The organism is Bradyrhizobium sp. 215_C5_N1_1 (assembly GCF_052075935.1).
Classification (GTDB): Bacteria; Pseudomonadota; Alphaproteobacteria; order Rhizobiales; family Xanthobacteraceae; genus Bradyrhizobium; species Bradyrhizobium barranii.
This window is the reverse complement of record NZ_CP197228.1, coordinates 2,617,510-2,643,412: the sequence shown is the minus strand read 5'-3', so window position 1 is coordinate 2,643,412 and position 25,903 is coordinate 2,617,510. Positions and strand designations below refer to the sequence as shown.

Annotated in this window: 27 protein-coding genes and 2 pseudogenes; 13 read left to right on the top strand and 16 right to left on the bottom strand. The window is 59.5% G+C overall.

All coding sequences use genetic code 11. The features are described 5' to 3' along the window. Nucleotides 1-599: 599 nt before the first annotated feature. Nucleotides 600-983 (bottom strand): response regulator transcription factor, encoded by a 384-nt coding sequence (locus AB7G19_RS12350; protein ID WP_063981918.1) that lies wholly within the window; start codon nucleotides 981-983, stop codon nucleotides 600-602. Nucleotides 984-1,457: 474 nt separating this feature from the next. Between AB7G19_RS12350 and AB7G19_RS12345 the strand changes: the two genes are divergently transcribed. After that, nucleotides 1,458-3,329, top strand: a complete 1,872-nt coding sequence (locus AB7G19_RS12345) for a sensor histidine kinase (protein ID WP_135217043.1) — start codon at nucleotides 1,458-1,460, stop codon at nucleotides 3,327-3,329. A 577-nt stretch (nucleotides 3,330-3,906) separates the two neighbouring features. On the opposite strand, the gene AB7G19_RS12340 is transcribed toward AB7G19_RS12345, so the two are convergent. Next, the gene (locus AB7G19_RS12340; RefSeq protein WP_135217044.1) at nucleotides 3,907-4,527 is read right to left on the bottom strand and encodes a hypothetical protein; all 621 of its coding nucleotides are present in this window, start codon (nucleotides 4,525-4,527) and stop codon (nucleotides 3,907-3,909) included. A gap of 255 nt (nucleotides 4,528-4,782) precedes the next feature. Between AB7G19_RS12340 and AB7G19_RS12335 the strand changes: the two genes are divergently transcribed. The 3 genes from AB7G19_RS12335 to AB7G19_RS12325 all read left to right on the top strand — a co-directional run bounded on the left by AB7G19_RS12335 (nucleotide 4,783) and on the right by AB7G19_RS12325 (nucleotide 5,715). After that, nucleotides 4,783-4,938, top strand: a complete 156-nt coding sequence (locus AB7G19_RS12335; protein ID WP_167768323.1) for a hypothetical protein — start codon at nucleotides 4,783-4,785, stop codon at nucleotides 4,936-4,938. 67 nt (nucleotides 4,939-5,005) lie between these two features. Then, nucleotides 5,006-5,179 carry a hypothetical protein gene (locus AB7G19_RS12330; RefSeq protein WP_167768324.1) on the top strand — a complete coding sequence of 58 codons (174 nt, stop codon included), beginning with the start codon at nucleotides 5,006-5,008 and terminating at the stop codon, nucleotides 5,177-5,179. Nucleotides 5,180-5,451: 272 nt separating this feature from the next. Then, nucleotides 5,452-5,715 (top strand): hypothetical protein, encoded by a 264-nt coding sequence (locus AB7G19_RS12325; RefSeq protein ID WP_080586857.1) that lies wholly within the window; start codon nucleotides 5,452-5,454, stop codon nucleotides 5,713-5,715. Nucleotides 5,716-5,955: 240 nt separating this feature from the next. Here the strand turns inward: AB7G19_RS12325 and AB7G19_RS12320 are convergent, their stop codons facing one another. Continuing rightward, nucleotides 5,956-6,171 carry a cold-shock protein gene (locus AB7G19_RS12320; protein WP_063981915.1) on the bottom strand — a complete coding sequence of 72 codons (216 nt, stop codon included), beginning with the start codon at nucleotides 6,169-6,171 and terminating at the stop codon, nucleotides 5,956-5,958. A gap of 192 nt (nucleotides 6,172-6,363) precedes the next feature. Between AB7G19_RS12320 and AB7G19_RS12315 the strand changes: the two genes are divergently transcribed. Further along, on the top strand, nucleotides 6,364-6,531 hold the full coding sequence (locus tag AB7G19_RS12315) for a hypothetical protein (protein ID WP_167768364.1): 168 nt from the start codon (nucleotides 6,364-6,366) through the stop codon (nucleotides 6,529-6,531). A gap of 992 nt (nucleotides 6,532-7,523) precedes the next feature. Here the strand turns inward: AB7G19_RS12315 and AB7G19_RS12310 are convergent. Continuing rightward, the gene (locus AB7G19_RS12310; protein WP_063981913.1) at nucleotides 7,524-8,558 is read right to left on the bottom strand and encodes an IS110 family transposase; all 1,035 of its coding nucleotides are present in this window, start codon (nucleotides 8,556-8,558) and stop codon (nucleotides 7,524-7,526) included. Between the two features lie 77 nt (nucleotides 8,559-8,635). Here AB7G19_RS12310 and AB7G19_RS12305 point away from each other — a divergent pair. Next, nucleotides 8,636-8,933: pseudogene (locus AB7G19_RS12305) on the top strand (SOS response-associated peptidase); the annotation flags it as partial. A gap of 631 nt (nucleotides 8,934-9,564) precedes the next feature. Here the strand turns inward: AB7G19_RS12305 and AB7G19_RS12300 are convergent. From AB7G19_RS12300 to AB7G19_RS12290, 3 genes are all read right to left on the bottom strand, one after another. Then, nucleotides 9,565-9,834 carry a DUF3551 domain-containing protein gene (locus AB7G19_RS12300; protein ID WP_283018916.1) on the bottom strand — a complete coding sequence of 90 codons (270 nt, stop codon included), beginning with the start codon at nucleotides 9,832-9,834 and terminating at the stop codon, nucleotides 9,565-9,567. Nucleotides 9,835-10,147: 313 nt separating this feature from the next. After that, nucleotides 10,148-10,627 (bottom strand): PH domain-containing protein, encoded by a 480-nt coding sequence (locus AB7G19_RS12295; RefSeq protein ID WP_283017263.1) that lies wholly within the window; start codon nucleotides 10,625-10,627, stop codon nucleotides 10,148-10,150. A gap of 609 nt (nucleotides 10,628-11,236) precedes the next feature. Next, the gene (locus tag AB7G19_RS12290; RefSeq protein ID WP_187387982.1) at nucleotides 11,237-11,683 is read right to left on the bottom strand and encodes a hypothetical protein; all 447 of its coding nucleotides are present in this window, start codon (nucleotides 11,681-11,683) and stop codon (nucleotides 11,237-11,239) included. A 398-nt stretch (nucleotides 11,684-12,081) separates the two neighbouring features. Between AB7G19_RS12290 and AB7G19_RS12285 the strand changes: the two genes are divergently transcribed. Continuing rightward, nucleotides 12,082-12,465, top strand: a complete 384-nt coding sequence (locus tag AB7G19_RS12285) for a response regulator transcription factor (RefSeq protein WP_346283375.1) — start codon at nucleotides 12,082-12,084, stop codon at nucleotides 12,463-12,465. A gap of 97 nt (nucleotides 12,466-12,562) precedes the next feature. On the opposite strand, the gene AB7G19_RS12280 is transcribed toward AB7G19_RS12285, so the two are convergent. Next, a complete protein-coding gene (locus AB7G19_RS12280; protein WP_283017264.1) occupies nucleotides 12,563-12,700 on the bottom strand; it encodes a hypothetical protein in 138 nt (45 codons plus the stop codon). Between the two features lie 558 nt (nucleotides 12,701-13,258). Here AB7G19_RS12280 and AB7G19_RS12275 point away from each other — a divergent pair. After that, on the top strand, nucleotides 13,259-13,507 hold the full coding sequence (locus AB7G19_RS12275) for a hypothetical protein (RefSeq protein ID WP_063981910.1): 249 nt from the start codon (nucleotides 13,259-13,261) through the stop codon (nucleotides 13,505-13,507). A gap of 178 nt (nucleotides 13,508-13,685) precedes the next feature. Here the strand turns inward: AB7G19_RS12275 and AB7G19_RS12270 are convergent, their stop codons facing one another. Further along, nucleotides 13,686-14,024 (bottom strand): hypothetical protein, encoded by a 339-nt coding sequence (locus AB7G19_RS12270; protein ID WP_135217019.1) that lies wholly within the window; start codon nucleotides 14,022-14,024, stop codon nucleotides 13,686-13,688. Nucleotides 14,025-14,270: 246 nt separating this feature from the next. On the opposite strand from AB7G19_RS12270, the pseudogene AB7G19_RS12265 reads away from it, so the two are divergent. The 3 genes and pseudogenes from AB7G19_RS12265 to AB7G19_RS12255 all read left to right on the top strand — a co-directional run. Continuing rightward, nucleotides 14,271-14,588: pseudogene (locus AB7G19_RS12265) on the top strand (response regulator transcription factor); the annotation flags it as partial. Nucleotides 14,589-14,758: 170 nt separating this feature from the next. Further along, nucleotides 14,759-16,093, top strand: coding sequence for an IS5 family transposase (locus AB7G19_RS12260; RefSeq protein ID WP_063982113.1), 1,335 nt, complete (start codon nucleotides 14,759-14,761; stop codon nucleotides 16,091-16,093). Nucleotides 16,094-16,207: 114 nt separating this feature from the next. Continuing rightward, nucleotides 16,208-16,453: a response regulator transcription factor gene (locus AB7G19_RS12255; protein WP_346283376.1), complete on the top strand. Its 246-nt coding sequence runs from the start codon at nucleotides 16,208-16,210 to the stop codon at nucleotides 16,451-16,453. Nucleotides 16,454-16,692: 239 nt separating this feature from the next. On the opposite strand, the gene AB7G19_RS12250 is transcribed toward AB7G19_RS12255, so the two are convergent. Both AB7G19_RS12250 and AB7G19_RS12245 read right to left on the bottom strand, forming a co-directional pair. Continuing rightward, complete coding sequence (locus tag AB7G19_RS12250; RefSeq protein WP_283017265.1) at nucleotides 16,693-16,893, bottom strand: hypothetical protein; 201 nt, start codon at nucleotides 16,891-16,893, stop codon at nucleotides 16,693-16,695. Between the two features lie 2,053 nt (nucleotides 16,894-18,946). Next, nucleotides 18,947-19,204 carry a hypothetical protein gene (locus AB7G19_RS12245; protein WP_135217021.1) on the bottom strand — a complete coding sequence of 86 codons (258 nt, stop codon included), beginning with the start codon at nucleotides 19,202-19,204 and terminating at the stop codon, nucleotides 18,947-18,949. A 419-nt stretch (nucleotides 19,205-19,623) separates the two neighbouring features. On the opposite strand from AB7G19_RS12245, the gene AB7G19_RS12240 reads away from it, so the two are divergent. Continuing rightward, entirely contained in the window at nucleotides 19,624-19,830 is a 207-nt protein-coding gene (locus AB7G19_RS12240; protein ID WP_187387981.1) for a hypothetical protein, read from the top strand. 257 nt (nucleotides 19,831-20,087) lie between these two features. Beyond that, complete coding sequence (locus tag AB7G19_RS12235) at nucleotides 20,088-20,837, top strand: recombinase family protein (RefSeq protein WP_245328587.1); 750 nt, start codon at nucleotides 20,088-20,090, stop codon at nucleotides 20,835-20,837. A gap of 234 nt (nucleotides 20,838-21,071) precedes the next feature. Here the strand turns inward: AB7G19_RS12235 and AB7G19_RS12230 are convergent, their stop codons facing one another. Genes AB7G19_RS12230 through AB7G19_RS12210 form a run of 5 tightly spaced genes read right to left on the bottom strand, consistent with a single transcriptional unit; the run spans nucleotide 21,072 to nucleotide 25,841 of the window. Then, the gene (locus AB7G19_RS12230; RefSeq protein ID WP_187387980.1) at nucleotides 21,072-21,482 is read right to left on the bottom strand and encodes a hypothetical protein; all 411 of its coding nucleotides are present in this window, start codon (nucleotides 21,480-21,482) and stop codon (nucleotides 21,072-21,074) included. A 45-nt stretch (nucleotides 21,483-21,527) separates the two neighbouring features. Beyond that, nucleotides 21,528-22,310 (bottom strand): hypothetical protein, encoded by a 783-nt coding sequence (locus AB7G19_RS12225; RefSeq protein WP_245328585.1) that lies wholly within the window; start codon nucleotides 22,308-22,310, stop codon nucleotides 21,528-21,530. Next, nucleotides 22,310-22,798: a hypothetical protein gene (locus AB7G19_RS12220; protein WP_063981902.1), complete on the bottom strand. Its 489-nt coding sequence runs from the start codon at nucleotides 22,796-22,798 to the stop codon at nucleotides 22,310-22,312. The genes AB7G19_RS12225 and AB7G19_RS12220 overlap by 1 nt, the downstream gene beginning before the upstream one ends. Further along, nucleotides 22,795-25,602: a DNA-primase RepB domain-containing protein gene (locus AB7G19_RS12215; RefSeq protein WP_187387979.1), complete on the bottom strand. Its 2,808-nt coding sequence runs from the start codon at nucleotides 25,600-25,602 to the stop codon at nucleotides 22,795-22,797. Before AB7G19_RS12215 ends, AB7G19_RS12220 begins: the two co-directional genes overlap by 4 nt. Beyond that, entirely contained in the window at nucleotides 25,593-25,841 is a 249-nt protein-coding gene (locus tag AB7G19_RS12210) for a hypothetical protein (RefSeq protein WP_245328584.1), read from the bottom strand. The genes AB7G19_RS12215 and AB7G19_RS12210 overlap by 10 nt, the downstream gene beginning before the upstream one ends. Between the last annotated feature and the right edge of the window lie 62 nt (nucleotides 25,842-25,903).

Below are 25,903 nucleotides of genomic sequence, written 5' to 3'. Positions count from 1 at the left end.
GGAAATCCGGCCGGGGGCGCGACAGTCCGCGCCAGCGTGTCATCACCTAGACAGTCATGCCATTACGTCGCTCACCGGGGCAAAGCAGACATCCGCCGCAAGGCCGGGTCGTCCGATCTTGACCCCAAGCGGTCGTTTGATTTGAATCAACACAAACTAACTGGCATCTCCTTTCTTGCTTGCCTGATGGGGCAGTCAGAGCACAAGAGATTCAAGCTCACGCCTGCGGTTCGTCGCGCGATGATCGCGACCAATGACCAGAAAGTGTTCGCACTTATGGGCCGAACGGCAGCGCTTGGAAGAGCGAGCGCAATGGCGTCTCGCCGCGCGTGCTCTGGAAACTCCTCGCGAACGAACTGATCGAGGACGAGCCACAGACGGCCGTCACGACGGCTGCATCCACAACCATCCGCACGCGCCTGAGTAAGGTTGGGCTGATCATTTTGAAAGCGAGCTTAGACGGGAAAGCATGAGGCGGCCAAAGATCATAGGCCAACGTCCTCAATCTAGTAAGTAACGCACGGAGGGACCCCCCGGACGATCAACGGCCATCCGGCGTATGTTGGCACTCACCATCGCACCGGCCACGGCTCACGCGATCATGTGTCCTCTGCCGGACGCTGGCGAACGCGCTGTAGGTACTGCGCCAGTGCCGTAGCGGAGAATGGCTTGGTGAGAAACGCGAGGCAGCCGGATCGATGCGCTGCCTCGCGAAGGACGGGTTGGTCGTTTCCCGTCATGAAGATGATAGGCACCGAGACGTTTGCCGCCTTGAGACGGTGAGCGACCTCGATGCCGGAAACCTCGCCGATATTGATGTCCAGCAGGATGCAGGCGGCTTTGTCAAAATCGTCGTGCTTGGTGAAAGTTTCCGCCGAGGGAAACAATAAACTGGTATAGCCGAGGGACCGCAGCAGTCGCCCCAAGCTTTGCAATAGCGTGACGTCGTCATCAACGACGTAAACACAGTTTCCCTGCGACATGCGTTTGCTCCATTTTCATGGTTCCCGCCACAGACGTACTTTTTCCTCGGTGTGCCAACGTCCAAATGGACCATCAGTTTCGATTCCGACGGCTTGGAACTCTTTGCACGCCGCGCGGTCGCTTTTGGCCATTACGCTGTGCCTGACAGCCGCCTCAGTTGGCGGCCTCTTTCATGTTCGGGGGTAAAACTGGGATGTCGCTCATTTGCCCAAGGGGGACCTGCTGAAGGCCAGCCCGAATGTCCGCTTCTTGCCGTGAGACCTTGGCCGCGTCGCCGCCTCCGTTGTGCCCGTCTCGTCATCCACGCAATCTGTAGCGGCTTGCCTGGCCCGCGCGGCCCGCACGCGGTCCAAAGGACAGGAGCCTTGTGATCCCTAGCAGCCGCAGCACGGCTCACAGCGCCGGTTTTGCCTATTAATCGTTTGGTCGAGCCGCTACGGTATTCGGACTGCGGACTTCGGAGTAGGACGGGAATGCTTTTCTGGACTGCTGCTCTATCTTGGCGATCTTTTTGCGCGCGGACCCTCATCGCTGTGCTGGCCGTCGCATTATTGCTGGCGATGCAGGGCCAAAGTCAGGCGGCTGATCCAGAACCCAAGCGGGTAATGATGCTGCATTCATTCGGTCTTCGCTTTAGGCCGTGGACTGATTATTCCGAAGCCCTTCGCGCCGAGTTAAGCCGACGGGCATCCATTGAGTTTCAAGATCACTCGCTATTGAATGCCCGGCGAAGCAGCGACAAATCAGACGCTCCATTCGTCGAGTATCTTCGCACTCTTAATATTGACCAGTCGCCCGATCTGATCATCGCCATCGGCGCGCCTGCGGCCAATTTCGTGCAGGCCCACCGCAAAGACCTCTTTCCAACGACGCCCATGCTGTACACTCTGGTAGAGCGACGCCGCGTGGACTTCGATAAATTGACCAAGTACGATACTGTCGTGGCGATCACGAACGACGATCCTGTTTTCTTTGAAAATATCCTGCACGTCCTGCCTCAAACAACGACCATCGCCATCGTTGTCGGTGCTTCGCCGAGCGAAACCTGGTGGCGCAACGAGGTCGCCAAGTCCACTGCGCGGTTCGCGGATCGTGTGCGATTTCGATGGTACAATGAACTTTCCTTTGAAGAGATGCTCAAGGATGCGGCCAACCTTCCGCCACACAGTGCGATTTTCTGGATTGGGTTGAATGTCGATGCGGCGGGAGTGGCGCATGAGGGTAACAGTGCGTTCGCCCGGTTTTACCGGACAGCCAACGCACCCATCTTTTTTCACGACGAAGCCTTTTTTGGAGAGGGCATCGTTGGTGGGCCAATGCAGATCGTCGCCAGACAAAGCAAGCAGGCGGCGGAAGTCGCGCTCCGCATCCTTGACGGCGAAAATGTTGCCGACATCAAGCCGACGTTTGTTCAACTGGCCGCGCCTATGTTCGACTGGCGGCAAATGCAGCGGTGGGGAATTGCCGAGAGCAATCTGCCGCCCGGCAGCACCGTCTATTTCCGAGAACCAACCGTCTGGGAACGGTATTGGTGGCAAGTCGCACTCACAGCCACGATTATTCTATCGCAAACCGCGCTGATCGCCGGTCTGCTGCGCGAACATCGTCGGCGTCAACTTGCCGAAGTGCAGTCGCGGCAGCGCATGACGGAACTGGCGCATGTCAACCGCTTCTCAACGGCTGGCGAATTGACCGCGTCAATTGCCCACGAAATCAACCAGCCGCTCGGCTCTATTCTCACCAATACCGAGACGGCGCAGGCGATCTTGAAGTCTCCAAATCCGGACATCGACGAAGTAAACGAAATCCTTGATGACATTCTAAGGGACGACAACCGCGCCACCGAAGTCATCCGGAGAATGCGCAGCATTCTGAAAAAGGCACCGTTTGAGCAGAAGCAATTTGACCTCAACGAAGTCGTGCGTGAGACGATCAGTTTTTTTTCAGCGCTGGCGGTTGGCCGGAAATTCCAATTAGTCAGCGCGATCACGCCGGATGCGCTTCCGGTTCTCGGCGACCGCATTCAAATTCAACAGGTGATCTTGAACCTTGTCGTGAACGGGATCGACGCGATGAAGGATACGCCAATCGAAGACCGCATCATCAACATCCGGACTTCGCGCGTCGAAAAGTTTGCCGATCTATCCGTGTCTGATCGCGGCCATGGCATTCCCGAAGACAAACTGAAAGAGATCTTCGAGCCGTTCTACACCAGCAAGGCGGAAGGCATGGGTATGGGGTTGTCCATCGCGCGCACCATCGTGGAAGCGCACAATGGCCAGTTATCGGCGAAAAATCGGGATCACGGCGGCGCGTCGTTTAGGATCAGGCTTCCTCTTGTCTGATGCTCACCAAAGGGTGAATAGGACCACGACCACCACAGCCACGCTGAGAACGATGGTGGCGTATCCGATATAGCATGCTTGCGCCGCTAGTTTGTCAAAAAGCACTACGGCCCCAGTCGGAGGAGAATGACTGGGGCCGTCGGGGCTAGAGTTTAGTACCGCGCTGGTACCTCCGATCATGGCTCAATGACCGAGCCACGACAATTGTCTCGGGGGACATTGTCCTGAGGTACAAGCGACATCGAGACCGTGGTCATCATCGCCATAATGCGGCAAGCGCGGCGCCGGAAGTCAGGCCGAAGTTGCATGGGAACCGGACTATCCGCGCCTGTGGCCGGTGACCCATGGTCGAGCCTGACCACACTGCGAGGCTGGGATAGACGGACGCCAGCACATGACGGCTCGCGTGATGAAGATCAGCAAACGTCGTGAGTATCGCCGCAAGGTGTAGGCCAAGGCCATCGCGATGAAGGGTGGCCGGTGCGAGCAGTGCGGCTTCGAAGATGAACGGGCATTGTGCTTCCGTCACATCAGACCTGTGCGACGTGGCCGCAACGGACTGCGCAAGCAGGCTCAGTCATCGACCAAGTCGCATCTCGCTGTTGTTCGCGGTGAGGGCAAGGGCGTTCTCCTGCTGTGCGCGAACTGCTCCTGCATCGACACGGCGCGAGACTGGACGTTGAGCGTCAACATCAAGCGGACCGCGAAGCGCGCGTGACAGTCGGTGCGAGTGGATGGGTGCGCGCTCAAGTCCAAATTTGGACCGGTTCGCCGTTGGGGTCCTCTGAGGCGGGTGAGTTTGTGGGGGGACCGCAGAACCCCACGTCTCGATCGTATCTAACCCGGGTGTTATCCAGATTGCGTTGCGGAAGGGTTTTTTGGGGCGCGCCGACTTCATGAGCAGCGCAATGTCGGTCTTCGAAATTGCGAAGCTGGCCGGATCGACCGGCGCGGCGAGCGGGGGTTCGATCAGCCGCCGCATGAGCCAAGCGCGGAATTCCTGCCGCTCAAGCCGCAGCGCCGCCTTCAGGCCCGCTTGGAAAAACCGCTGGCGCTGCTGCGGGTTGAGGCGCGCCCATCCCTGCATCGTGGCTTCGAACAGATCAGTGCGCCGCATCTCGCGAGCCTTTGAAAAGCAGATGCGGCAAACAAACATCGAAAAACGAAAAACGCAAATATGCTGAAGGGGCGCGGTCACGCGGTCCCGGCACCAATACCCCTTATCGGAAGGACCCTAACGACCTGGGGAGGGTCCGCCTTCTCTCGATGCTCCCCGCCAACGTCATCTCGACGCGGCGGCGCATGGGTGCCGAGAACACGGCGTTGGCGCGCGCGTCACGTCGCGTGGGCCACGCCACAATCAGCCCAAGCGTTGATCTAACGCAAGCACCTCCAAACTGGGTTCCGATCCCATGGATCCTATCTGCTCGCCTACATCGAGAGGAGAACGCAAATGAAGTGGATCATCCTGTTGTGGACGTCCTTCGTTTCTGTCTTGATCGCGATTTATGCCTATGCCTGGCGCGACATGCTCAAGACCAAGCGGGTTGTGCGACCGTACATCGACGACATTCCGTTTCGGCCTAATCGCTATCGTCAGAGCGACTGACTTAAAGCGAACCAACCGGGCGCGGACAGGCGATCGATCGCGGAGGGCAACCAACGGAGCATGGCTGATGATGGATAAAATCCAACGCGCCATTCTAGAAAATCAAGTCATCCTTGCCGAAGCGCTGTGGATGCTCCTGCATTCGCAAGGTATCAGTTCGGACGCAACGCTTCAGAACGTCTCCGCCCGCATCAAGGCTACGCGGAAGCTGCTCGAAGAACACAGCGAGGAGAACCCTTAGCGCGGCGTCGCCTCATCACCCGTCGAGCGCGGCAGCACGTCACCGCAACGGCGACAGGCGGCCCACGGCACCGCCAAGGCCCGGCAGAAGGCCGTACAGTGCGCCGCCAGCGCCGGGCCATAGGACGGACACCGGGAGGGGCAACAGTGCACAGACCCCTCGTTGATCTACGTCAACGTTAGCGGTCCTTTAGCGCTCACGCTATGTTCAGCCGCACCTGAGGCGGCTCCCGTCACCTTTCAGTGACGCAAGCGCGAAGAGGGAGGTCCAACATGCATCCGGAGAAGCGTCTTTCGATCAAGTCAGCGACTGTTGCCGGGATTGCTGCTAGCGCCCTGTTGGGGCTTGCAGGTGTCACTCTCAATCCAGCGCCAGCCCAGGCGGTCGTGTACTGCCAGTACGTTGAATATCCGGTGGGTTGCGTTGCCCGGGCAGGCGTCGTGCTGAGGCCTCGTCCGGTGGCGCGCGCTGCGGTCCGTCATAACGCCGGTGGCAATGCAAATGGCGGCGTCAATCGCGTTGGGGCGGGGCGGTAAAGGCTTGTTCGCGGTCACGAGCGAGAAAGAAGCCGTCACCGCTTCGTCCCGGTGGCGGCTTTTTTATCGTCCCGACGCGGACAGGCGACCGAATAGCGAACGGGCGGGACATCACAGCCACGTGGCGGCGACTTTTTGGAACCAAGTCAATACATGCGCAGGAGCTGCGGCGCACGTGCGCCGCAAGGGCTATGCCGATGGCCGCAGGCAACAGATCCAATGTCCGGCGCGGGCAGCATTTCAGGATGAGATCACGAGGTTGACCGCCTTGGGGCCTTTGCCCTTCTTGTCCGGTTCGACCTCGAATGTAATGCGCTGTCCTTCAGTCAAGTCCTTCAGTCCGGCCCGCTCGACTGCGGTGATATGAACGAACACATCACGGCCGCCGTCATCGGGATTGATGAAGCCATAGCCACGCTCTCCATCGAAGAACTTGACCGTACCAACCATGGACATCGCGAAACCCCTCCCCCCGTATTGTAGGCTCGCCATGAAAGCGGACGACCTATTCTTCGCCGAGCCAAACCGAAACGCTTTCTAGGACAGCGCGCCTGACCGGCAAATTGCCCTTAGGGACAATTGCAAGCTTCGGTTCGGTCGCCTTTTATGGGCGCGCGAATGGCGTCGCGCAGGGACAGGGAGGCGCTCATGGGGTCGATGGAAGAGTTCATCCACTATGCGAATTTGATCATCGCCAAGCGGCAGCTTGCCAATCCGAGCATCACGGACAAACACCGGCGGATGCTCGCAAGGCTGGTCGCGCAGGAGGAAGCGAAACGCTTTCACGAAGAGGACGGCGGTCACGCTGAATGCTAGTCCGTTGCCTTTCCCAAATTTGCTGGCTATCGCGTCAATTTTCGCTCATCAGGAGTTTTAGCATCGCATCGCAGGCAGCTTCGGCCTCGTCGAAAGTTTTAAAGGGCGAGCCGGTGATCCTGATCGCGCTGCGGCCTTCATAAACAGGACGCCACGACGCCAGATAACCGGCGCGTCCGTGAAAGCCGGGACGGCAGGGCTTTCATAGCTGATCACGAAAGAATAGCCGTCGCTGTTCGCGCTCCATATTTCCATCTTCTCGACGGCACGCTCGAACTGCAGGGGCATGGCTGTTCACGAGTATTCAAGCAATTCCCGAAGGATCCAAGTCTTTAAAAATTCCCTCCCGGCGTGGTCTGAAGAAGTCGTGCCGCACCGATGGCAATTCAGCTTGCCTATTCACTACAGGGCTTGATCTGGATCAAGCTGCGAGCACCTGCAGACGCTCGTGCCTGTTGGGCCGTCACGCTATCCACCGCAATCTGTGGCGGCTTGCCTGCCCATCGTGTCCGGGCGGAGTTGCTTGCTATCTCTGCGCCCCGCGATATTCTCGATGTGTATCTGAACACTAAGCGTGATCTGTTGGTTGTGCGCAATGGTCTGCCAATTCCTGACGCGTCAGGTAGATGGCGTAAGAAGAAAAAAGTAGCGAGCGTTAGCGAGGACATTAAGCTCGCCGTTGAGAGGCAGGGCTACTACATGCGGAAGCTAACGGACTTCAACAAGTGTTAGCCCGCAAAGCGCATGTGCAACCTCTTGTCTGATTGCGGTTGCTGGCACAAGGGTTCAGCTCGTTACCGACAGCCTGCGAGGCTCGCTCTTGTCTACGAGGTCGACGTTCATAGCCGCCTCACGATGGTAGTCCGAAGATCGGGAGCTGCTATCTATTAGGCGCGTGCTGCAGGCCCAGAGGTTGCAGCGCAGTCACCCCGACCTCGTCCTCGCAGGACGTCGTCCCGCCTTTTCGGCGGATCCGCTGAATTGCTAATTGATCATGCGGTCGCCTCCTCGCGGGTCCATCGGAACTCGCTTCCATCTGCCCAGATCCGATGCATCACGATCGCTAATTTTCGTGCGACTGCTACGACCGCTCGGCGAAGGCCGCGTCGCTTGGCCACCCTTACACCCCAAGCTTTCAATGCGGACCAACGCTTGGTGCGGGTTAGAAGTGCAAGCGCTGCCTGATAAAGTATGGTGCTGAGCATCACATCGCCACACCTCGAAATAGCGCCATTCCGATCGGTTTCCCCAGATGCGTATTTGCGTGGCGTAAGGCCAAGATGCGCGCCAACATCGCGGGAGCGTTGAAAGCGATCCGGGTCATCAATGGTTGTTAGAAACGTGATTGCCGTCAGTGCACCTACGCCCGGTATCGTCATGAGCCGCTGACATGTCGGTTCGCGGCGTACTATTTCAAGTACCATCTTGTGCAGGACGCCGTACTGTTCACGCAGCGCGGCTCGAGCCACAAGCATTGGGCGCAGCATCGCCGCGAGTCGTGGATGGCCATCTGTGAGTTCATTAGTCTGCTGCTCAAACGTCGCTTGAGGTATACGACCAGATAGCTTTAAGCCGAAGACGCGTAAGACGCCGCGAATTTCGTTCTCGATATCGATCTGCTTGATCAAAAGCGTCTTGCGATTGTTGAGAAGCATTCGTAGCTCCTGGCTCACGTCACCCTTGATATGAACAACGGTGTACCAGCCGACCCGCATTACCTGTGCAATGGCGCGAGCGTCGTTTCGATCGGTCTTAATCGGCATCGTCTTAGTCACGCCACGCAGTCTTCGGGGATCGATGCAGACTGCGTGTAAGCCGGCAGCACGCAGTTCGCTGTACAGCCAACGAGCGAGACCACCAATCTCAATCCCGATCTTGACAATGGGCAATCCGCTTTCGTTGAGCCAGGCACCAATAGCCTCCGGTTCCGAAAGTGCCTTGCCCTCGCGAATGACGACGCCATTCTCGTCCACAACACAGATAGCCGTCTCCTTTAGCGAAACATCCAGACCGACATAGTGCTTCATGTTCCCGCTCCTGCTGCCACCGGCTCGCCGGCTTCCCTTCCAGGCTGAGCCTTTCGAGCAGCAACCGCAATCACCCCATCTACAGCATCACCACAAACCAAGCCGCGATCATCGCCCTATTCCGCGTCGTCAACCGCTATGTCGGCAACCTCGCGCCGATGCCGGTCGTGTTTCCGGATCACCCGGTGGTGCGCAACACCGACACGGGCCGCGAGCTGGCCATGATGCGCTGGGGCATGCCGCCGCCACCAAAGTTCGGCGGGCCACCGGTCACCAACATCCGCAATGCCGTCACCGCACTGGCGAGCCTGGCTGAAGCCGGAGAACCGCGGCCTTGTCCCGGCTAACAGCTTCTCCGAGCAACGTCCGCTGCCGGGTGATGCGCTGAGGATCGTGGCGCGTGGCGCCGAAGGAGGACTAAGGCCGTCAAATGAAAGTCGCCGTCGATCGACCTTACCGATCCCCAAAAATCTGCCCGCAAGAGTCTTGAGATCGCTATGCAGTCTAGCTCGGCAAGCGCGCGGCATCGCCGATTAATTTCTTGAAGCCGAGCATTTCAGGCGCTCTAGGTACCGTTTTCTGTCCGCGGCACCCGCCAGGAGATGTTCGGCAATTTCAAGTGCCGAAGGCGACTTCCGCTGATGGAAACGGACGTCAAGCAGCACCTCGTCCAACGCGCGGCGCAATGTGGCTATCGTGGATGGATCGTAGCTCATGTCGGTCGTGTAGCCCGCGCTGACAACAGTGAGATGGCTGCCAAAGGACGCCAGGTCCGTTTGGCCTCTTTACGGCCGCGGTCACACTGAAGATCAAGAATTGTCCGGATTTTATACCCGTTCAGTCGTTTGGTTGTCGCAGATCGATGCACCTACAGCGCCGAAGGCCTCCAGCCGGCGGATTTTGGCTTCGGCGCCAGCGTATGCGGCTCGTGCGAGATCGGATCGAGGGGCGGGCCTCTCCGGGGGCGTCGGCCGCCTCAACCCGAGTCGTCGCGCCCCTGTCCGATCTAGTAGGCGCGACGAGGCCGTCGATAGGCTGGTTCCCGTGGCACTTGTGCGTTCGCAAAATATGGATTGGTAACGCACATGGCGGAGAGGCCCGATGCATTGGCGTGGCACTGCGCCATCGAGCTATAGCCGCAGTAGAAAGTTTCGCCTCCGCCCCAGTACCAACGTTGTAGGCAGATCGGTGCATTCCCGCCATATGTTTGGGCCTGAGTTGGTGCGGCGGTCAAAACCGCGATCGTTGCCCAGATCGCCAAAGCTGGAATGCGCATCAGAATTTCCTTACGGATCGACGCCATCGCATCAGCACCTCGAACCAGACAAAGCCTATTGCTTCAGATCAATTCACATTCGCGCCGACAACATTGCTGGGCCGGAGAAACTCGCAATGCAGGATGATGCTTACTGTCAGTCAATCGGTGCTGCCAAAGGCACCCCACAATATACGAATTGTCGACTGACGGTAACTCAGCAGCGCGAAGACAAACATAATACAGCGTGGGCAGCAGCAATCATATCGGAAGGGAACAATTCCGACGGGAAGCATGCTTTTTGTTGGGGGCGGGTGTCAAACCATGCCGCGATTTACGTGCCAACCGGTCTTGTCGTGATGGCGCTGCGAAATGCGAGAGGCGAATTAACGGTGGAAATGGTTTGCGTACCCTCGCCGACGCCCTGAATGGTGAGGTCGCCATAGTTCAAAAGGCGGCCAAGAACGCTTTGATTGACATCGACGCTCTCAACTTTGTCGAGGCTCATCTCAAAGGTCCGCCTCTTGATGAAACCGGTCTTGTGGACGACCCGCATGTTGGTAACGTCGGTCTCGGTGGTCCAGCGGTGGAACCAAGCCGTCGCCGTCCAGTACAATGCCGCAAGCCCAGCGACCGCCGCCAATACTAACCAAACCAACATCAGCGCGTCGGCGGCGGCCAGGCGCCACAGCACCAGAAATGCGACCGCCGCGATCCACGCCCCGATTGCAGGCAGAAAGTACACCCAGTGTTCGTTGGTCGAATACAGCACCCTTTCGCCAGGCTGTAGGATTTCGTCAATATAGCGCCCCATACGCCTACCCTGAGTTTACCTATCACCGCAGTAATATGCGCCATTTTAAACCGAGACAGACCTTGATCTATCTCAAGCCTTCCAACGGCCAGCGCCGGAAACTCGCGTTGCTTTCACACGAGAGCCGGACCCATCTCCTGCCGTGAGAAGTCGGGAGGTTAGGGACGGTTAAGGGAGGTGCAGAATGATTAGGTTGATTGCTATTGCTGGCTTCGCCTTATCGGTCGCAGTATCGGCGCAAGCCATGACACCTGCGCCGATTACTCCTCCGCCCAACGGCATGATCACGGAAGTCGCTGCTGCCTGCGGCGCGGGTAGGACACGAGTTAACGGTGTGTGCGTCGCAAGAACGACCGTCCGCCATACCCGTCGAGCCGTCCGTAGATGTGCGACCGGAATGACTTGCTAGCGCGCTGATGGCTTAAGCGGTGCAACCATGAGGGCTGAGACGACCCGAAACTGTCCCTAGCGGCATTCTGCGCTCAATGTTGCCCGAAGCCGCTGAAGGAGCGGCTGCTGGGTGTGATGGTCGCCGCACATGATCCAGATTAACGCTGTCGCTCGACTGCCACCAAAAATGGCGCATGGCATTTAACCCAAGACGGGTATTCACCGTCGAAGCGGCGGGGATCGCCACCCTCGTTCCCAGCGTGGCTGCGCTCTCCGTCGTCCTGTTTTGGTAGGTTCAGCCAAGAGGAAGTCTGATCCGGAACATCGCGCCGCCGTGATCCCGTTTTTCTGCTCATACTGCCCGCTGTGCGCTTCAAAACAATAGTGCGCGGCGATCGACAACCCCATGCCCATGCCCTCCGTCTTGCTGATGAAAAACGGCTCAAACACCGCTTTCATTTGTCTTGGGAATGCCCGAGCTGCGATCCGAGACAGATAGCTCGGCAATGTTATCGACGGCGCGAAGTCCGGATGCTGATGATGTGGTTTTCGGTAGGCGTCCTTCATCGCGTCCATCCCGTTCACAACAAGGTTCAGAATGACTTGTTGAAGTTGAATATGGTCGCCAAGGATCGGAAGCGCATCCCGCGTGATCATGTTCGCCATTTTGAAGTTCCGGCTAACAGCCAACGCGGAAAAAAATCTGATCGTCTCTTCCACAACTAAAAGCATTCCCGTCCCGCCCCAAGGGTCCCGAGTCAGTCCGAGTACCGTAGCGGCTCGACCAAACGATGAACAGGCAAAAACGGGTTGTTATCAGCCCGTGCTGCGGCTGCTAACGAGCAGGAGGCTTGTGGACGGCGTGCGCTCGGACGGGACTGGCCGCGCGGAACAGGCAAGCCGCTACAGATTGCGGTGGATGACGTGCCCGCCTACGCCATGGGCAGCGCGAGATGTTCCAAAACGAACGATTGCCGCCTAGTTGACGTGGATCAAAGCCATCGTTTTCCGACTGTTGCTAACGATGGCGTATCGCATTTGACCCGCGAAGGGATTTCTCATAGATGGCCTGCATGCCAGAGCGGGGTCTTGTTCTTGTCGTCGATGACGACGCCGGAATGCTGCGGAGTGTAACGCGACTGCTGCGGCAGTCTGGCTACGAAACCTTGCTATTTCCTTCGGCGGAAGCCTTCTCAAATCACAACGATTTCGACGGGGTGACCTGTGTCATTCTCGACATCGACGTGGGCGGCGTTTCGGGTATCGAAGTGAGGCACCGTCTCAAAGCAGCGAACATTTCTGTGCCAGTCATCTACATCACCGGGAACGACAGCCCAGCCGTTCGCGCGGCTGCGTATCAATCCGGGTGCCTCGCCTATCTGACAAAGCCATTCTCGGCGAATTCGTTGATGGAGCCGCTGCATAGGGCGGCGACGGGGTTGGCGTAGCGCGCCCACTATCCGACGGCTGGCACGGTTCGATGAAAGCCGGGAGGACGCCGCCGCGCGGCGAGACCATGATGGCTGTTTGGGCGGGGCTCAACCACTACTCCTCGTCGTCTGGCCACACCAGCACGACCTTGCGACCGAAGTGATCCGCCAGCGCGTGAGCAAGATCGTCTATCCTGTCAGCTTCGTCCCGCTGATCGGCTGACACTTCTGCTTCTGATTTCGGCACTTCCACGATCCCCCTACTGCGTCCCCGGAACCGAAAATCGTAGGTCTCCGGGATCGCTCTAATTATGACGGTCGAGGGAACAACCGCGCATTTCCAGCCGGTGTGACAAATCTGCACGGTCGCCGGGGCCTCCAGACCTTCCAATGGAGCGGCGCGCCGCTCCGCTGCCGGTCAACGATTGGGCCAGCAAGCATCACCGCGACCGCGACCACAACGGCGATCACGACGATGAAGATCAGTGGCTCGGTTGCGCAGCCTGATCGCCTGCCACCGGATTTGCAGCACCGCCGGTCGTCAACGCCACGTCAGCATCACCGCGCCCGCGATGGTGATCATCACCGCCAGCAGCATCAGCACCTCAAGGTTGGACATGGTCCCCATCGGGATCACTCAAGGTTTAGAAGCGACTTCTAAACTCGTCAGCCCTGCTCATCCATGCTTTTTGGGTGTCCCTTAGGGCACAGGACCCTTCCGCCGGGGTGCGCGAACCGCGCCCCTTCAGCCTTTGCAATTTTCGATTTTTGAGTTTCACTCGCCGAATTCTCGTTATTAAAAGGTCGCGAGATGGCGCGTGATCTGTTCGAGGCCACGATGCAGAGATGGGCGCGGCTCAACCCAGCGCAGCGCGAGCGGTTCTTCCAGGCGGGCCTGAAGGCGGCGCTGCGCCTTGAGCGCCAGGAATTCCGCGAATGGCTAATGCGGCGGCTGATCGAGCCCCCGCTCGCAGCGCCGGTCGATCCGGCCCGCTTCGCCATCTCGAAGGCCGACATTGCGCTGCTCATGAAGTCGGCGGGCGAAGCACCGCTCGAATAAGCGTCCGCTATCAGACAGTTTCGCGGCGTGCCGTCTCCGCAACGCAATCTGGATTTCGTCCGGGTTGAATACGATCGTAGGGCTCCGTTCTGCGGTTCCCCCACGAATTCACGCCTTGAGAGGACCCCAGCCCCGATGGCGTCCCGCAAGAGGTCCCTCACCGTCACCGCATCGACTGTCACGCGCGCTTCGTGCTTCGCTTGATGCTGACGCTCAACGACCAGTCCCGTGCCGTGTCGATGCAGGAGCAGTTCGCGCACAGCAGGCGGGCGTCCTTGCCCACACCGCGAACATCAGCGAGATGCGACTTGGTCGATGACTGAGCCTGCCTGCGCAACCCGTTGCGACCACGCCGCACAGGTCTGGTGTGGTGGAAGCGCAGCGCCTGTTCGTCGGCAAAGCCGCATTGCTCGCACCGGCCACCCTTCAGCGCGATGGCTCTGGCCTTCACGTTGCGGCGGTACTCTCGGTGCTTGCTCTGCTTCATCACGCGGGCCGTCATGGTTGCTGGCGGCATTCTATCCGATCCTCACCACGTTGATCAGGTAGTAACACCACCTCTAGCCCTCGCGACGAGAGGAAGTGGCATCGCGCCCGTCGTTAACGCTCCCTTCACCATGTCCGAGCATCATCGGTCCCGTCCTTTCTGGGACACGGTGTTGCGTGCGTGAGCGAGAAGGAGCCGTCACCGGGGCATCGGTGACGGTCTTTCGTCGTCTAATGCCCGAAACCTAGACCCATTCGTCCGGGGAGAACTCGATCTGTGCCGGGGCTCATCCATCTCGTTGACGACGACCAGTCATTCCGGACGGCGATAGAGCGTCGCTTGAAGCAGGTCGGGTACAGCGTGGCGACCTACGCTTCCGCCCAGCAGTTGCTCGACCGGCTACCGAGCGATAACGAGCCAGGCTGCATCATTCTCGACGTGCAGATGTCCGGCTTGGACGGTCCGGCTCTGCAAAAGCGGCTGAGCGAACTCGGGTCATCGCTGCCGATCATTTTTCTCACCGGCTATGCTGACACCCCGACCATCGTACGGACGCTGAAGGCGGGTGCGCACGACTTCCTCACCAAGCCGGTAGTCGTCCGTGAAGAATGCGGATTGATCTGAGAAATAAGCAGAATTTGTCTTGATGTAGTATTCGATTTTGCAGGAAAGCGGGGTGTTGGACCTCGCTTTCTTGCGTTTTAGGATTTTGCTTTTGGGCGATTCGTGATTCCCTGACGGCGTCGTCGACATTGGGGAATGCGATGAGCAAGCCGAGGGATGATCGCCAGAAAGACCTGTTGCTTCCGGCGCTTGATCAGATCATCGACATGGGTCATCCGCTGGTGCGGTTGGCAGCGCTGATCGACTGGAACATCCTGAATGAGCGCTTCAGTTCAGTGTGCCAAGCAGGGTCGGGCCAGCCGGGCTTGCCGACGCGGCTAGTCGCCGGCCTGTTCATTTTGAAGCACATGCACAACCTGTCAGATGAGGTGCTGTGCGCTCGCTGGATCGAGAACCCCTATTACCAATACTTCTGCGGCGAATTGAGCTTCTGCCACCGTCTGCCGTTCGATCGATCGTCGATGACACGCTGGCGGCAGCGGCTCGGCGAGGAACAGCTCGTCGCCCTGATCCAGGAAAGTCTTTCAGTGGCGCACAAGACCGGCGCCATCGGTCCCAAGGACCTGGAACGGGTGGTCGTCGATACCACAGTGCAGCCCAAGGCGGTTGCACATCCGACCGACGCGCGGCTGCTGCATCGAGCAATCACCAAGCTGGTCGGGCTCGCCAAGTGCAACCGTGTGCCGCTACGCCAGAGCTATCTGCGCCTGGCCAAGCGCGCCGCCATCATGACCGGCCGCTATACCCACGCCCACCAGTTCAAACGCGCCCGGCGGCAGCTCAAGTTCCTGCGGACACGGCTTGGCCGGATCATCCGCGACATCCGCCGCAAGATTGATGGCGATACGGTGCTGGAAGCTCGCTTCGGCCCGTTGCTCGGTTTAGCGCAGCAGGTGCGCAGCCAGGATCAGCATCAGCGCGGTCCGAAGGTCTATGCGTTACATGCTCCGGAGGTTGAGTGCATCGGCAAAGGTAAAGCCCGCGCGCCCTACGAGTTCGGCTGCAAGGTCAGCATCGCCACCCCTGTGACGTCTCCGAAGGGCGGCCAGTTCGTGCTCCATGCCAAGGCCCTGCATGGCAATCCCTTCGATGGGCACACGCTCGGTCCCGTAATCGCCGACATGGAGAAGCTCACCGGGGTGGAGACTCGCCGTATCCACGTCGACAAAGGATATCGCGGTCACAACCACCCGCATCGGTTCAGGGTCTGGATCTCGGGTCAGGTCCGCCGCGTCACAGCTTCCATCCGTCGCGAGATGAAGCGTCGCGCGGCTGTCGAGCCTGTCATCGGCCACGTCAAGGCCGAGCACCGCATGGACAGAAATTATCTCAAGGGACGCCTCGGCGACCGCATCAACGCTGTTCTCGCCGCCGCCGGCTATAACTTCGGTCTGCTGCTGCGATGGCTCGCAGAGCTCTTGCGTGTCATCATCCGAGCCTTCTTCGAGACCGTCCCGGCTCGAAACACCGCTTGAGCCGGGCGCCGCCGCCAGTTCTTCACGAACGACCCGGTACAAGGCGATGAACTGCTTCGCGCCATTGAGAAGGCGCTCGCACATCAGCAAACATGGCGCGATCAGCAGAGCGCCTTGGACAGCATTCGCGCTCGCCTCGCGACGCTGACGCCGCGCGAGCGGCAGGTTTTCGAACTGGTCATTCGCGGCAAACTCAACAAGCAGATCGGCCACACGCTGGGAGCGACCGAGCGCACCATCAAGGCCCATCGCCACATGGTGATGGAGAAGATGCAGGCTCAAAGCTTGCCCGAGTTGGTTTCGATGGCCGAGCGGATCGGCATTTTGAACGACCACAACCGAGACCGACCAGCGAGCTAATTGGTCAAGATCGCGCGCCCAGCGTCATCGCCAGATCAGAGATACGATTGACGCCACACCAAGAGCGGCGATTGCCCAGATCAAAGCATTGATCCGCAAGAACTGACCGCGTGTCATGATGCACCTCATGGAGGCCTAATGGCGAAGCAGTTCAGCCGAAGAGCGGCAAGGCGACGATAACGGGCGTCCCGCCACCCACCATGGGACCACGGGAGGTTCGCGCCGTCGTCATCACTGTCTCAATCTTCCTTTGGCTGCACGTCGTCGGGGTACACGTCTGGCGGTTGGACGGTCACTGGCGGGGATAGCTCGCCAGCTTCGTCTTTAAGTTTGGAGGCGGCTTCAATAAGCCCGACAGCAACAGCCGGATCGGAGGTGGCCTTTGCCATTTTGAGCAGCGCCGCTGCCGCTTCGCGCGCGTGGTAGTGGTTCTTGGACAAGGTACGCCAGCCCCAAAGTTTGGCGCACTAACGCTGCAGCCTGAGTTTCCGTTCCGCAGCGAAAGTATAAAAGTGAACCGAAGAAAGCGGATTCGTCAGACACCAAGGTCACAGGACGGCCCGAACAACCCCGCCAGCGCCCAAGAGGGCAATCCGGTCGATCGCATGCGCGGACTCGCAGGGGACGCCCTGGTGGGCGTCTGTCCCGTCGCACATGTGAAGACGCGCACGGCCCGCAGACGTACCAGAGCGCGTCCCAAACGCGTTAGATCGCGTCCCTGAGAGGGATCAGTGCCTGAAGATCGGGAGGTTGCAACCACAGCCAGAAGCCCTGCGATCTTTCCTGTGTAAAGCCCGTGCGCGCTGTTTGTCTGGAACGTATATCGCTGGCGGCCTCGCCGTCGAGAAACGTCGCTTGAGAAATACGATAACCAATTGAAACAACACGGTCTTTCTGATTGATCCGAATTATCGATCGACATTGTTGCAAAAGTCGAAAATCGAACAACCGTAAAAATCGCGAAAGCTAATCTCAAGGCCTCTCCGCTGCTGCAGCGGTTGTCAGTGCCATTATGGAGATCGGGGATCGATTTTGGATCAGTTGATATGGTCCCTCACGTCGGCGCCCGCAAAACGAATTAGTGGTTCTAAGAATTTTTGTTCGACGCACCAAAAAGAGTTTTGCAACAATATCCTCCGGAAGCGGACTCCAATCTGCGCATTGAGTACATGCCCTGCCTACTTGACCCATCCCGGTCGGGGGTCTTCGGCTTCAGGCTTTGCTTCACCGGTTGTTCACTGGCACCTTTGCTACCCGTCGCGAATGTTACAGTGTCTTCGTCGCAACAACTCTTTTGTTTCATTCGGAGGAGCATACTTTGGACTCGCGCTCCGATTTGCTCGGTGCAAGCTTTGCGATGGACCGGGCGGGCCGATTGAGCAAGCAATCAATACTGAGGAGCCCGGCAATCCCGCAGGGCGCGAATGCTCTGCGGGAATTCCGGTAGTCGGAGAGGCAAACAATGACGTTCAGGTCGTTGCTCATTCTCGTCGCCATCTGCTTTTCGACAACAGCGCTCGCTCAGAGCGCGTCCCCAAAGGTAGGCAACAGGCCGGCGGTTCAGGCAAAGCCGAAAGAGCAGACCGGCTGCAAACTCGTTGGAACGGTCCGAGGCACAAAGCTATGGGCCGGTGATTGTGTAGGAGTTGAGCTGCTCAAGGGCACGACGGAAACGACCCCGCCCGATCAGAAGGAATGAAAGCGGCCCCGGCGGGGGCTGGCTTCGCGCGGGGCCGCTCACTCCCCTGCACGCAAATCTATCGTAACTGTAAAAGTTCGCACCAGGCACGCCATCCTGGCATGGGCGCAAGTGCATGAAATTATGGAAGCAGCGCTAACGCGATGAAGACAACGATGCTTTCACGAACGGCCCTCTTGCGCGAAGTCCGCTTTTCCAGCGTGCAGCTCGTTACTTTAAGTTTCCGGCAGTCGATACCAGCGCGTGTCACGAAACGGTCGCATGGAACTCTTAAGCGAAATTAAGACTTTGCCCGAGTTTTGGTTAGCGAGTGTGGTTTCCACGCTACGGCCGCTCCGCCTTGTCTCATCTACCAATACAGTTGGAGTCGCAGGCATTCCTGCCTAGCCCCTTCGGGGTCAACGGAAGCGGATTTGAGGAAAGCAATGAAGAAGATTTTGGTAAGGGCTATTGGCGCAATGGCGCTGGCGGCTAGAAAAACCCTGGCATGCCGCCGACAAAGAACACTTTCTCGAATTTGACGTTGATGTCGAACGCCGCGCCGCCACCATCTGCGTAGATGCGGCACTATACGGACCGCCGTTGTACACCACGTTCTCAACGCGCTTATCGCCTCAATATCTAGCCGCCTTACCGGAGCGAGCCAAGGCAGTCGGCGATTACTGACCCGGCCGGAGCTACAGGCGGTTGGCGGGAGAGACCTTTGTCGGGGTTCGTGCGATTGTCGACGACGACGCGCGTCGGCCGCAAGCCACCACGCCCAACCGTTGATGTCCAGTTGTGCAATCGTCGATTTACGGAACTTCGCGGCGCGAGATGCGCATTTCCAAATTGGCGCGCGGGATCATCTGATCTGCAATCGTGAGGGCCGGACCATGCGCAGCAAGAGTTTCAAAGGTCTCGGGCTGATATTGACGACCAGCCGCGTCAGTTATGTACACGTCCCAACCCGCGTCGTGAAGCGCGAGCGCGCGCTCGACTGCTGAACGAGAATTAATTCTCAACGTCTGTTGGACGTTTCCGTCTTTTGACGAGTGGATCGTGAAGGTCAAGGCTACCTCCTCGCTTCCCTGCGGATGGAGCCCAACACATCGAGCAAACGACAACAAGAAAATTGCATCTCGCAACGCGGCAGCTGACTGAGCAAGCGCAAAGCACACTATTCTTGCTCGGCATACAGTCGTTCGGATGAAGAGCGATCCGCCGGGCGCTCCGTAAGTCTCCAGCGCTGTCTCGAGCGCGGGACCTTCCACGCCCACCCTCGCCGCCCGTGCACTTAGCAACCCAGCGCGGTAATAGCGTATCTTACGTCGGGCGGGCGCTTTTTGTGCTAGGGTATGCGCGTGACGCGCAGCGCCGGACGCCGCCAACAGGAGGGGGAGGTTCACCCCGCACACCATTGCCGCGAAAGAAAATCCCAACTGATCTGCGGTCGCTCGCACGGGGCCACACCGCGCTATGTGTCAAGGTGTTGGCTGGGATCGTCAGCCAAGAGACCGTGCCACCGGCGGCGCGCGTGGCGGCGGCAGGCATCCTGCTGGATCGCGGCTGGGGTCGACCGATCCAGCCGCACACTGACGAGGATGGCGGGCCGATCCGGGTCATCATCCGCCAGATCATCGATTCCGGCAGCGAAGCCGAGCCGCTGCTGATCGAACATGAAGCTCTGAAAAAATAGGCCCTTCGATCAGCCTGCACCTTGTTGCAATCGAGGTGATTAGCACAGGGCATTCCGCCCTGAGCACGGGCGGAATAGTCGGCTTGTGCTACCCCTGACCATTGGACATCGTTTGCTCCGTTGCTTCCAGAAGGCTATCTGGCGACCACTCATGCGTTATTTCAGCAGGCCAGTGGGTAGCCCCTAACCACGCTGCCCCTCTGTGAATCTCCGGCCGCCCATGGCGCGGCAGGTGCGCCTCCTCGTGTGTCGGCTATTTGCAAAACACCAATACGTTCGATATGGTGTTTTGCAAATGCAGGCAGGACATGGTCAGACACGACGGCAAGTATGTCAGTTACCTCAGAGTTTCGACCGGTAAGCAGGCTCGATCTGGCCTAGGCCTCGAAGCGCAGCGCACGGCGGTCACCACATGGCTCAACGGCGGCCGCTGGAAGCTGGTCGATGAAGTCGTCGAGATCGAATCCGGCAAGAGCGACAAGAACCGGCCGGCATTGCAGCGGGCACTGGATGCTTGCCGTCGCTACAAGGCTAAACTGATCATTTCGCGGCTTGATCGTCTGTCGCGTGATCCGGTGTTCCTGCTGAGCCTACGCGATGCCGGGATCGATTTCGTCGCGCTCGACATGCCGGAAGCCAACCGCATGATGGTCGGTATCATGGCAATGGTCGCCGAACAGGAGCGCGAGGCCCTCAGCCAACGCACAAAAGACGCGCTGGCCGCCAAGAAGGCGCAAGGCGTCAAACTCGGCAATCCGCGCCCGGAAACGCTGACCTTCAACGATCCCGCCGCCGCCGCCGCCGCCGCCGCCAAGTCCGGTGCTGCGGTCCGTGAACAAGCGGACCAGTTCGCCAAACTGATTCGTCCGATGTTGCAAGGCGAACTCGCCGGGCTAAGCGCCAACGCCAGCGCACATGAACTTAATCGTCGCGGCGTTCGCACCGCTCGTGGCGGCAAGTGGACGGCGCGCGCGGTCATCAACGTGCGCAGTCGCCTCGCAGATTGAGGCCCACCTCCCGTGAACGGATCGGAATCGTTCAGCGGGGGGTGGGGAGATACCGGGGTATAGGTCCGGATTTGATCAGGCTGGGACTCCGGTACCGGTCATTGAAGCTTGTTTTCGCCCACAGTTGATTGCCCGACGGTGGCCGCCGGTCGGTAGGAAATGAATGCGAAAATCGATGCTCCGCTCGGGTTGTTACCGGGGGGCAATATGCCCCCCGATCAATGAACCAAAGGTTCAGAACGGCGGATCGTCCTCAAACTCCATCTGACGCTCGAGGCCGCGCTTCGCGAGGCAGATGCCACGCTGAACAATATCGAACGGGACATCCCCAAACTGCGATTCAACGATGTCGGAGATGACATTGTCCAGCGTCGCCCCCGTTCGAGCGCGCTCTTTCAGCAGTGCATCACGGATGTCCCGTGCCGTCATTGGCCGACGCGATCGGGCCAGTTGGTCATGTTCCAATTGCAAATCGGTCGCCGCGCTGCACAGGCGCCGGATAGTCAGCACCAACACCGCTTCGCATTGCGAGGGCTCCATGTGATGCTCAAGCTTGAACTTCAACCAATCATCCGCCGCAAACCAAGGGGGGCTCGCGGTGACGCACATGTTATACAGTCGCCGAGCGAGATCGGTAGTGTCCATGGTTTTGTCTCCTAGGTGTTGCCCGGCAGCCGGCCGGGTGCGGTTTCAATCCCGATCGCGCCGTCGCATCAGCGCCGACCGGGTGTGATCGAGCGGAGGCAGGCGCTCCCAGCCATCCGCCTCAAACCTCGCAACGTCGGCATGCCGGACGTAGCGGCACACTGCGGAGGAACCCGGTCGAGCGGCTGTCACGCTAGATGTCACGCGAAGCCTGTTGCGATGGGCGCGCTGCCTACACCTCTCGGAACAGAACCGCGAACTGGATCGCTGTGGCTCGTAAGCATTCCGGCAGTGTTCACACAGCCGGAATCGTAATTCCGGCGTTGACCCCTTCGGGTGAAAGATCGGTCCCCCGGCATGATCGACTGAGAATCGATACCAAGCGCAATTCTCCTTGCCGGTGTGCTTGGAGCCCTCAATCCATTTGACCCGGCCGATTGCCACTATGTCCGTGGCATAGGGCAAAAAGGGTGCTGCCTGTTTGGTGTGCGCCCAATCCGCATCCAGAAGCAGCCAAGTCGGCCGGATGCTCTGGAAGTGCGCGATCAGCCTGTGCATCAGGTTGCGAGACCAAGGCGGGTTCGTGATGATCACGTCGGCTGCGCCGTAATGGTCGAGCGCAAGCGCATCCTGACCGCTGCGGATGTCGCCGCTGTAGACGCAAGCCAGCCCGAAAGATTCCAGATGCCGGACAAGGTCGCCATTGCCCGCACAGGGCTCGGCAAAGCTCTTGACGCTACTAAGGTACGGGATCAGCGGCACCACCGCATCGAGTGGCGTCGGGTAGAAATCAGCCTCGCGGCGCTCGAAGTTGGATCGCTTGCCCATTAGCCAGCCCCTAGGGTCAGCGATAAGGCGGCGGCTACCGTCGCCTTCCGATCCGCATGCCATGCTGCCCAGCAGCGCGAATGCAGCCAGGCGTGACCGGTCGGTTCGGTGCCATACGGCAGCAGCTCGTCGTAGGTGTCCTCGCTGGCACCGCATTCGAGACAGCGGCCACGCGGAGAGCAGACCGGATGGCGGTTCAGCCATTCGACAACGCAGCATTCAAAGGCGCGAGCCTCGGCGGGCGCCCGCGGCAGTCCGCCATCGAACTCGGCAATGCCCGCCCGTTCATTAAAGTAAACTTGCCAGTCCTCAGCCGACCATCCGTCACCGGGCCGGAGCAGTGCCACGACCTCGGCCTTATGCCGGGAAAGTGCATCGAGAACGGCGGTCGGCGGTGCCGAGGTTCCCCTCAACGCGAGATCGTCGCCATCGAGTGCGAGTTCTATACCGGCGGCCCGGGCCGCCTTGAGAGCCTCGACCGCGCTCATAGCCGCGTACTCCACCCCGCGACAGTTTCTTCAGCCGATGGAGCGGAAGGCGGAAAAGGCGGTAAAGGCGGTGATCTAGCGGGCACCACACGCCAGGCGGCGCGCCCGTCCGCTTCGGTCCGTTGAAACTTAAATCCCCCAACGATCCGGTCGGCATTCTTCTTCAACAGCCAGCCCAGCTTCGAACGGTTGATCTCGCCGCGCTCCTCCACCGGGAATTCGCGCATTGCATCGAGCAGATTGGGGTAACTCTTCGCCGCCTCAACCGCCTTGCGCACGGTCGTGGCACTTTCACCGAATACGGCATGCCATTCTTGCATCAGGCCGCTGAGGGCATCACCATCCGGATCGTGACGGATCTGTTCGAATAGCGCCGTCGCCGGATCGGGGTATCCGAGCCACATCAACGGATACCTACAATAGTCCGACCACGCGCCGCTGTAAGTGACAATGCTATCAGCCGGAGCACGAGGCGAACCTGCCCTGCGCCACGCCTGAATGATCGTCAGCACGGCGGCTACGTAAGCGCCGCGCCGCTGGCGCACCTTATCGACTGGAGCGCCTTTGTAGGTCATCGTCGCTGGTGTCGGGCAGCGAGGGTCGAGATGGATCGTCAGTACGCGTCGCAGCAGATCGCGGACCGGACCGACGTTATTTCCGGATCCGAGAAACAGGGCGCGCGTGCTGACCGTCGCCGTCTTGCTCACCCCGAGGATTCGATCCGTAATCGTCTCCGCCGTGAGCATCCTCTTGATGATGCCGTGCGGAATCCAGTCGGTGTCCATGTCGTCGAACTCGACGCAGGCCGGGCTCGTTAACAACAAGGACAGAATGACCTTGGTCGCTTCCTCCGAGGTCTTGGGATAGCTCACCTTGGCGTTGCCGCCCGGCCCGGAGAAGGCACCGATCAGTTCGCAAAGGTAGGTCTTACCGCTTCCAAATATCGGCGCTCGGACGTGAAATGCAGGCGCATGTGGCAACGTCGGGCGCACCACGGCGGTGAAGATGGCTGCCAGAGCAGCAGCCTTATCGTGGGCGGCCAGGAAGTGGAATTCGGTGAGCAACTCTTCCAGCAGGGTCAGTGCCGCGCGAGCCGCATCAGGTGTCGCGTCAGGGATTACGAAATGCCGCGCATCGAACACGCCGAACCGCTGTGCGGTTTTGTCATAACCAGGCTGCTTGACGAGTTCGCCGTCCGATTCACGGAAATACGGTTGCCGCGCCACGCCCGCCAGGGGCGGCAAGTAGCGATAGTTCTGTGCATCGAACAGGATGCCCATGTGTCGTGCCGGCGGATCGCAGCGCACCCAGTCCTTCGCTCTGCCGTCATATTTCTCCCATGTCGCCGCGACTGACAACTCGCGCGTCAGCGCCGGTGCGCTGGTCGGCACAATCGACGGATCACCGCTGGTAGGATTAGTCGCGACCGAGACAATCAAGCTTCCTGCCTGGTAGTGCCGCTCGCGGTTCGCCAGTTCCTGTTCGGCGGCGTCCACGACGCGGTGCAGGTCACCGGCCACGACACGAATGACCGGCTTATGCCGGGCTTCGGCGACGGGCACACCGATGAAGTCGAGCAGCGCCAGAATATGGAAATTGTCACGGTGCGAATGCTGGCAGCAAAAACCGCCAATGGGAAAGGACTCGTCTGGCTCAAAATAGCCCGCCGCCGTGTCCAATTCATCGGTGTGCTCATGGACCCACGGACACGTCATGTCGTGCTTGCCGGACCCCAAGGGGGTCTTGTAAAGCCCCCGCGCCTTGAGCGCCGTAATGACCGGGTTCTCCTCCGCCTTCGGAGTCAAGACGTCGTCCGCGTCGTGGCCAGAGCGGAGCGGAACCCTGGTGAATGGCGCAGAAGCCTTTGCAGGCTTCTTCTTCGGCCGTCCGGTGGGGACGAGTTCCAATTCTAGCCGATCCACAATCTCCTGTGGCGAGTAGCGCTTGCCAGGCCGCCATTCGATCAGGCGGCACCGGAACGGAACGCCGGCCTCGTCCGCGTATTTCGGTTTGCCGTTGATGGCCACCGGCAACCGTGCCCAGCGGCTCAACGGCCCCCTAGCCCCTGCGTCGCACAGACCCGCGTCGATCACCGAATTGAGCAAACGCACGGCAACCGCGCCATCGGTGATCGCGGAGTTGAGGATAATACCGCCCTGATAATTTTCAGGGCTGGTCTCGATCAGCCAGGACAATTCAAAATCACCCAGCCGATCCAGCGGCACCTTGGTGCCCAGGTCATCGAGCAGCAGGAAATGGCAGGCGGCAAACTGCGCTTTGCGGGCCTTGAACGACCCGTCTTCACCAGCATAGAAACTTGAGCAGCCGAGGTAGTTGTTGTGCTCTGGCACAACGATCGAGGGCACCCCATCGACCCTGCGCGCCACCCATCCGCCCAGATTCGGGTTGCCAGGCTTCGAGCATACGGCTGCAAAGGCACCGTGGGGTAGTTCCGCGATAACCGCCGCAATGAACTCAGCGTTGGTAATCCGAAAAGCACCGCCTTCGCCGCCTTTACCGGCTTCCCCTTGCCCGAAAGGCAAAACTGTCGGCGCGTTCTTCGCAGCAGTGATAGTCTCGGTTGCCCTCTTCCCCAATCCTTCCGATGCGTCACGCGCCTTCTCCGCCGCAACATTCGCATTGGAGGCCTTGAGCTCGGCGACACCGATCGATTCGTCGTTGGCTGTATTCACTTGGATGACGAGCTGCGAAGGAACGCCCGGGGCGAGAGGATCGTTTCCATTGCAGCGTCGGCAGGCCGAATGCGGAAGCCCGTGCAGGCACTCGTCCACGGTTACCGCCATGGCAGGTCACCCTGCGTGGCACTTTCGCGCTCACGACGCCATTCGGCCGCGGATTCCAGCGTGATCAGCGTGCGCGCGCCGACTTTCATCTCGCGCGGGCCTTCACCCTTCTTTTTCAGCTTGTAGAAGAATCCCGCACTGATGCCGTGGGCGGCGCAAAACTCGGCGATGCTGAGCGCCAAGCGCGGCATTGGAGGTCGCGGCCGGTCGGCAGCGAACTGGGTGCGGGATTTCGGCATGCTCAGCACCTCGATTAGGGCTGGCACCGCTTGGCGAATGCGAAGATCGGAACTATAGTAGG

What these genes read in the sequence shown, in the direction of transcription:
- AB7G19_RS12350 (WP_063981918.1), bottom strand. Translation starts at nt 983, where the DNA reads ATGTCGCAGGGAAACTGTGTTTACGTCGTTGATGACGACGTCACGCTA.
- AB7G19_RS12345 (WP_135217043.1), top strand. Translation starts at nt 1,458, where the DNA reads ATGCTTTTCTGGACTGCTGCTCTATCTTGGCGATCTTTTTGCGCGCGG.
- AB7G19_RS12335 (WP_167768323.1), top strand. Translation starts at nt 4,783, where the DNA reads ATGAAGTGGATCATCCTGTTGTGGACGTCCTTCGTTTCTGTCTTGATC.
- AB7G19_RS12330 (WP_167768324.1), top strand. Translation starts at nt 5,006, where the DNA reads ATGATGGATAAAATCCAACGCGCCATTCTAGAAAATCAAGTCATCCTT.
- AB7G19_RS12325 (WP_080586857.1), top strand. Translation starts at nt 5,452, where the DNA reads ATGCATCCGGAGAAGCGTCTTTCGATCAAGTCAGCGACTGTTGCCGGG.
- AB7G19_RS12320 (WP_063981915.1), bottom strand. Translation starts at nt 6,171, where the DNA reads ATGTCCATGGTTGGTACGGTCAAGTTCTTCGATGGAGAGCGTGGCTAT.
- AB7G19_RS12315 (WP_167768364.1), top strand. Translation starts at nt 6,364, where the DNA reads ATGGGGTCGATGGAAGAGTTCATCCACTATGCGAATTTGATCATCGCC.
- AB7G19_RS12310 (WP_063981913.1), bottom strand. Translation starts at nt 8,558, where the DNA reads ATGAAGCACTATGTCGGTCTGGATGTTTCGCTAAAGGAGACGGCTATC.
- AB7G19_RS12300 (WP_283018916.1), bottom strand. Translation starts at nt 9,834, where the DNA reads ATGCGCATTCCAGCTTTGGCGATCTGGGCAACGATCGCGGTTTTGACC.
- AB7G19_RS12295 (WP_283017263.1), bottom strand. Translation starts at nt 10,627, where the DNA reads ATGGGGCGCTATATTGACGAAATCCTACAGCCTGGCGAAAGGGTGCTG.
- AB7G19_RS12290 (WP_187387982.1), bottom strand. Translation starts at nt 11,683, where the DNA reads ATGGCGAACATGATCACGCGGGATGCGCTTCCGATCCTTGGCGACCAT.
- AB7G19_RS12285 (WP_346283375.1), top strand. Translation starts at nt 12,082, where the DNA reads ATGGCCTGCATGCCAGAGCGGGGTCTTGTTCTTGTCGTCGATGACGAC.
- AB7G19_RS12275 (WP_063981910.1), top strand. Translation starts at nt 13,259, where the DNA reads ATGGCGCGTGATCTGTTCGAGGCCACGATGCAGAGATGGGCGCGGCTC.
- AB7G19_RS12270 (WP_135217019.1), bottom strand. Translation starts at nt 14,024, where the DNA reads ATGCCGCCAGCAACCATGACGGCCCGCGTGATGAAGCAGAGCAAGCAC.
- AB7G19_RS12260 (WP_063982113.1), top strand. Translation starts at nt 14,759, where the DNA reads ATGAGCAAGCCGAGGGATGATCGCCAGAAAGACCTGTTGCTTCCGGCG.
- AB7G19_RS12230 (WP_187387980.1), bottom strand. Translation starts at nt 21,482, where the DNA reads ATGGACACTACCGATCTCGCTCGGCGACTGTATAACATGTGCGTCACC.
- AB7G19_RS12225 (WP_245328585.1), bottom strand. Translation starts at nt 22,310, where the DNA reads ATGGGCAAGCGATCCAACTTCGAGCGCCGCGAGGCTGATTTCTACCCG.
- AB7G19_RS12220 (WP_063981902.1), bottom strand. Translation starts at nt 22,798, where the DNA reads ATGAGCGCGGTCGAGGCTCTCAAGGCGGCCCGGGCCGCCGGTATAGAA.
- AB7G19_RS12215 (WP_187387979.1), bottom strand. Translation starts at nt 25,602, where the DNA reads ATGGCGGTAACCGTGGACGAGTGCCTGCACGGGCTTCCGCATTCGGCC.
- AB7G19_RS12210 (WP_245328584.1), bottom strand. Translation starts at nt 25,841, where the DNA reads ATGCCGAAATCCCGCACCCAGTTCGCTGCCGACCGGCCGCGACCTCCA.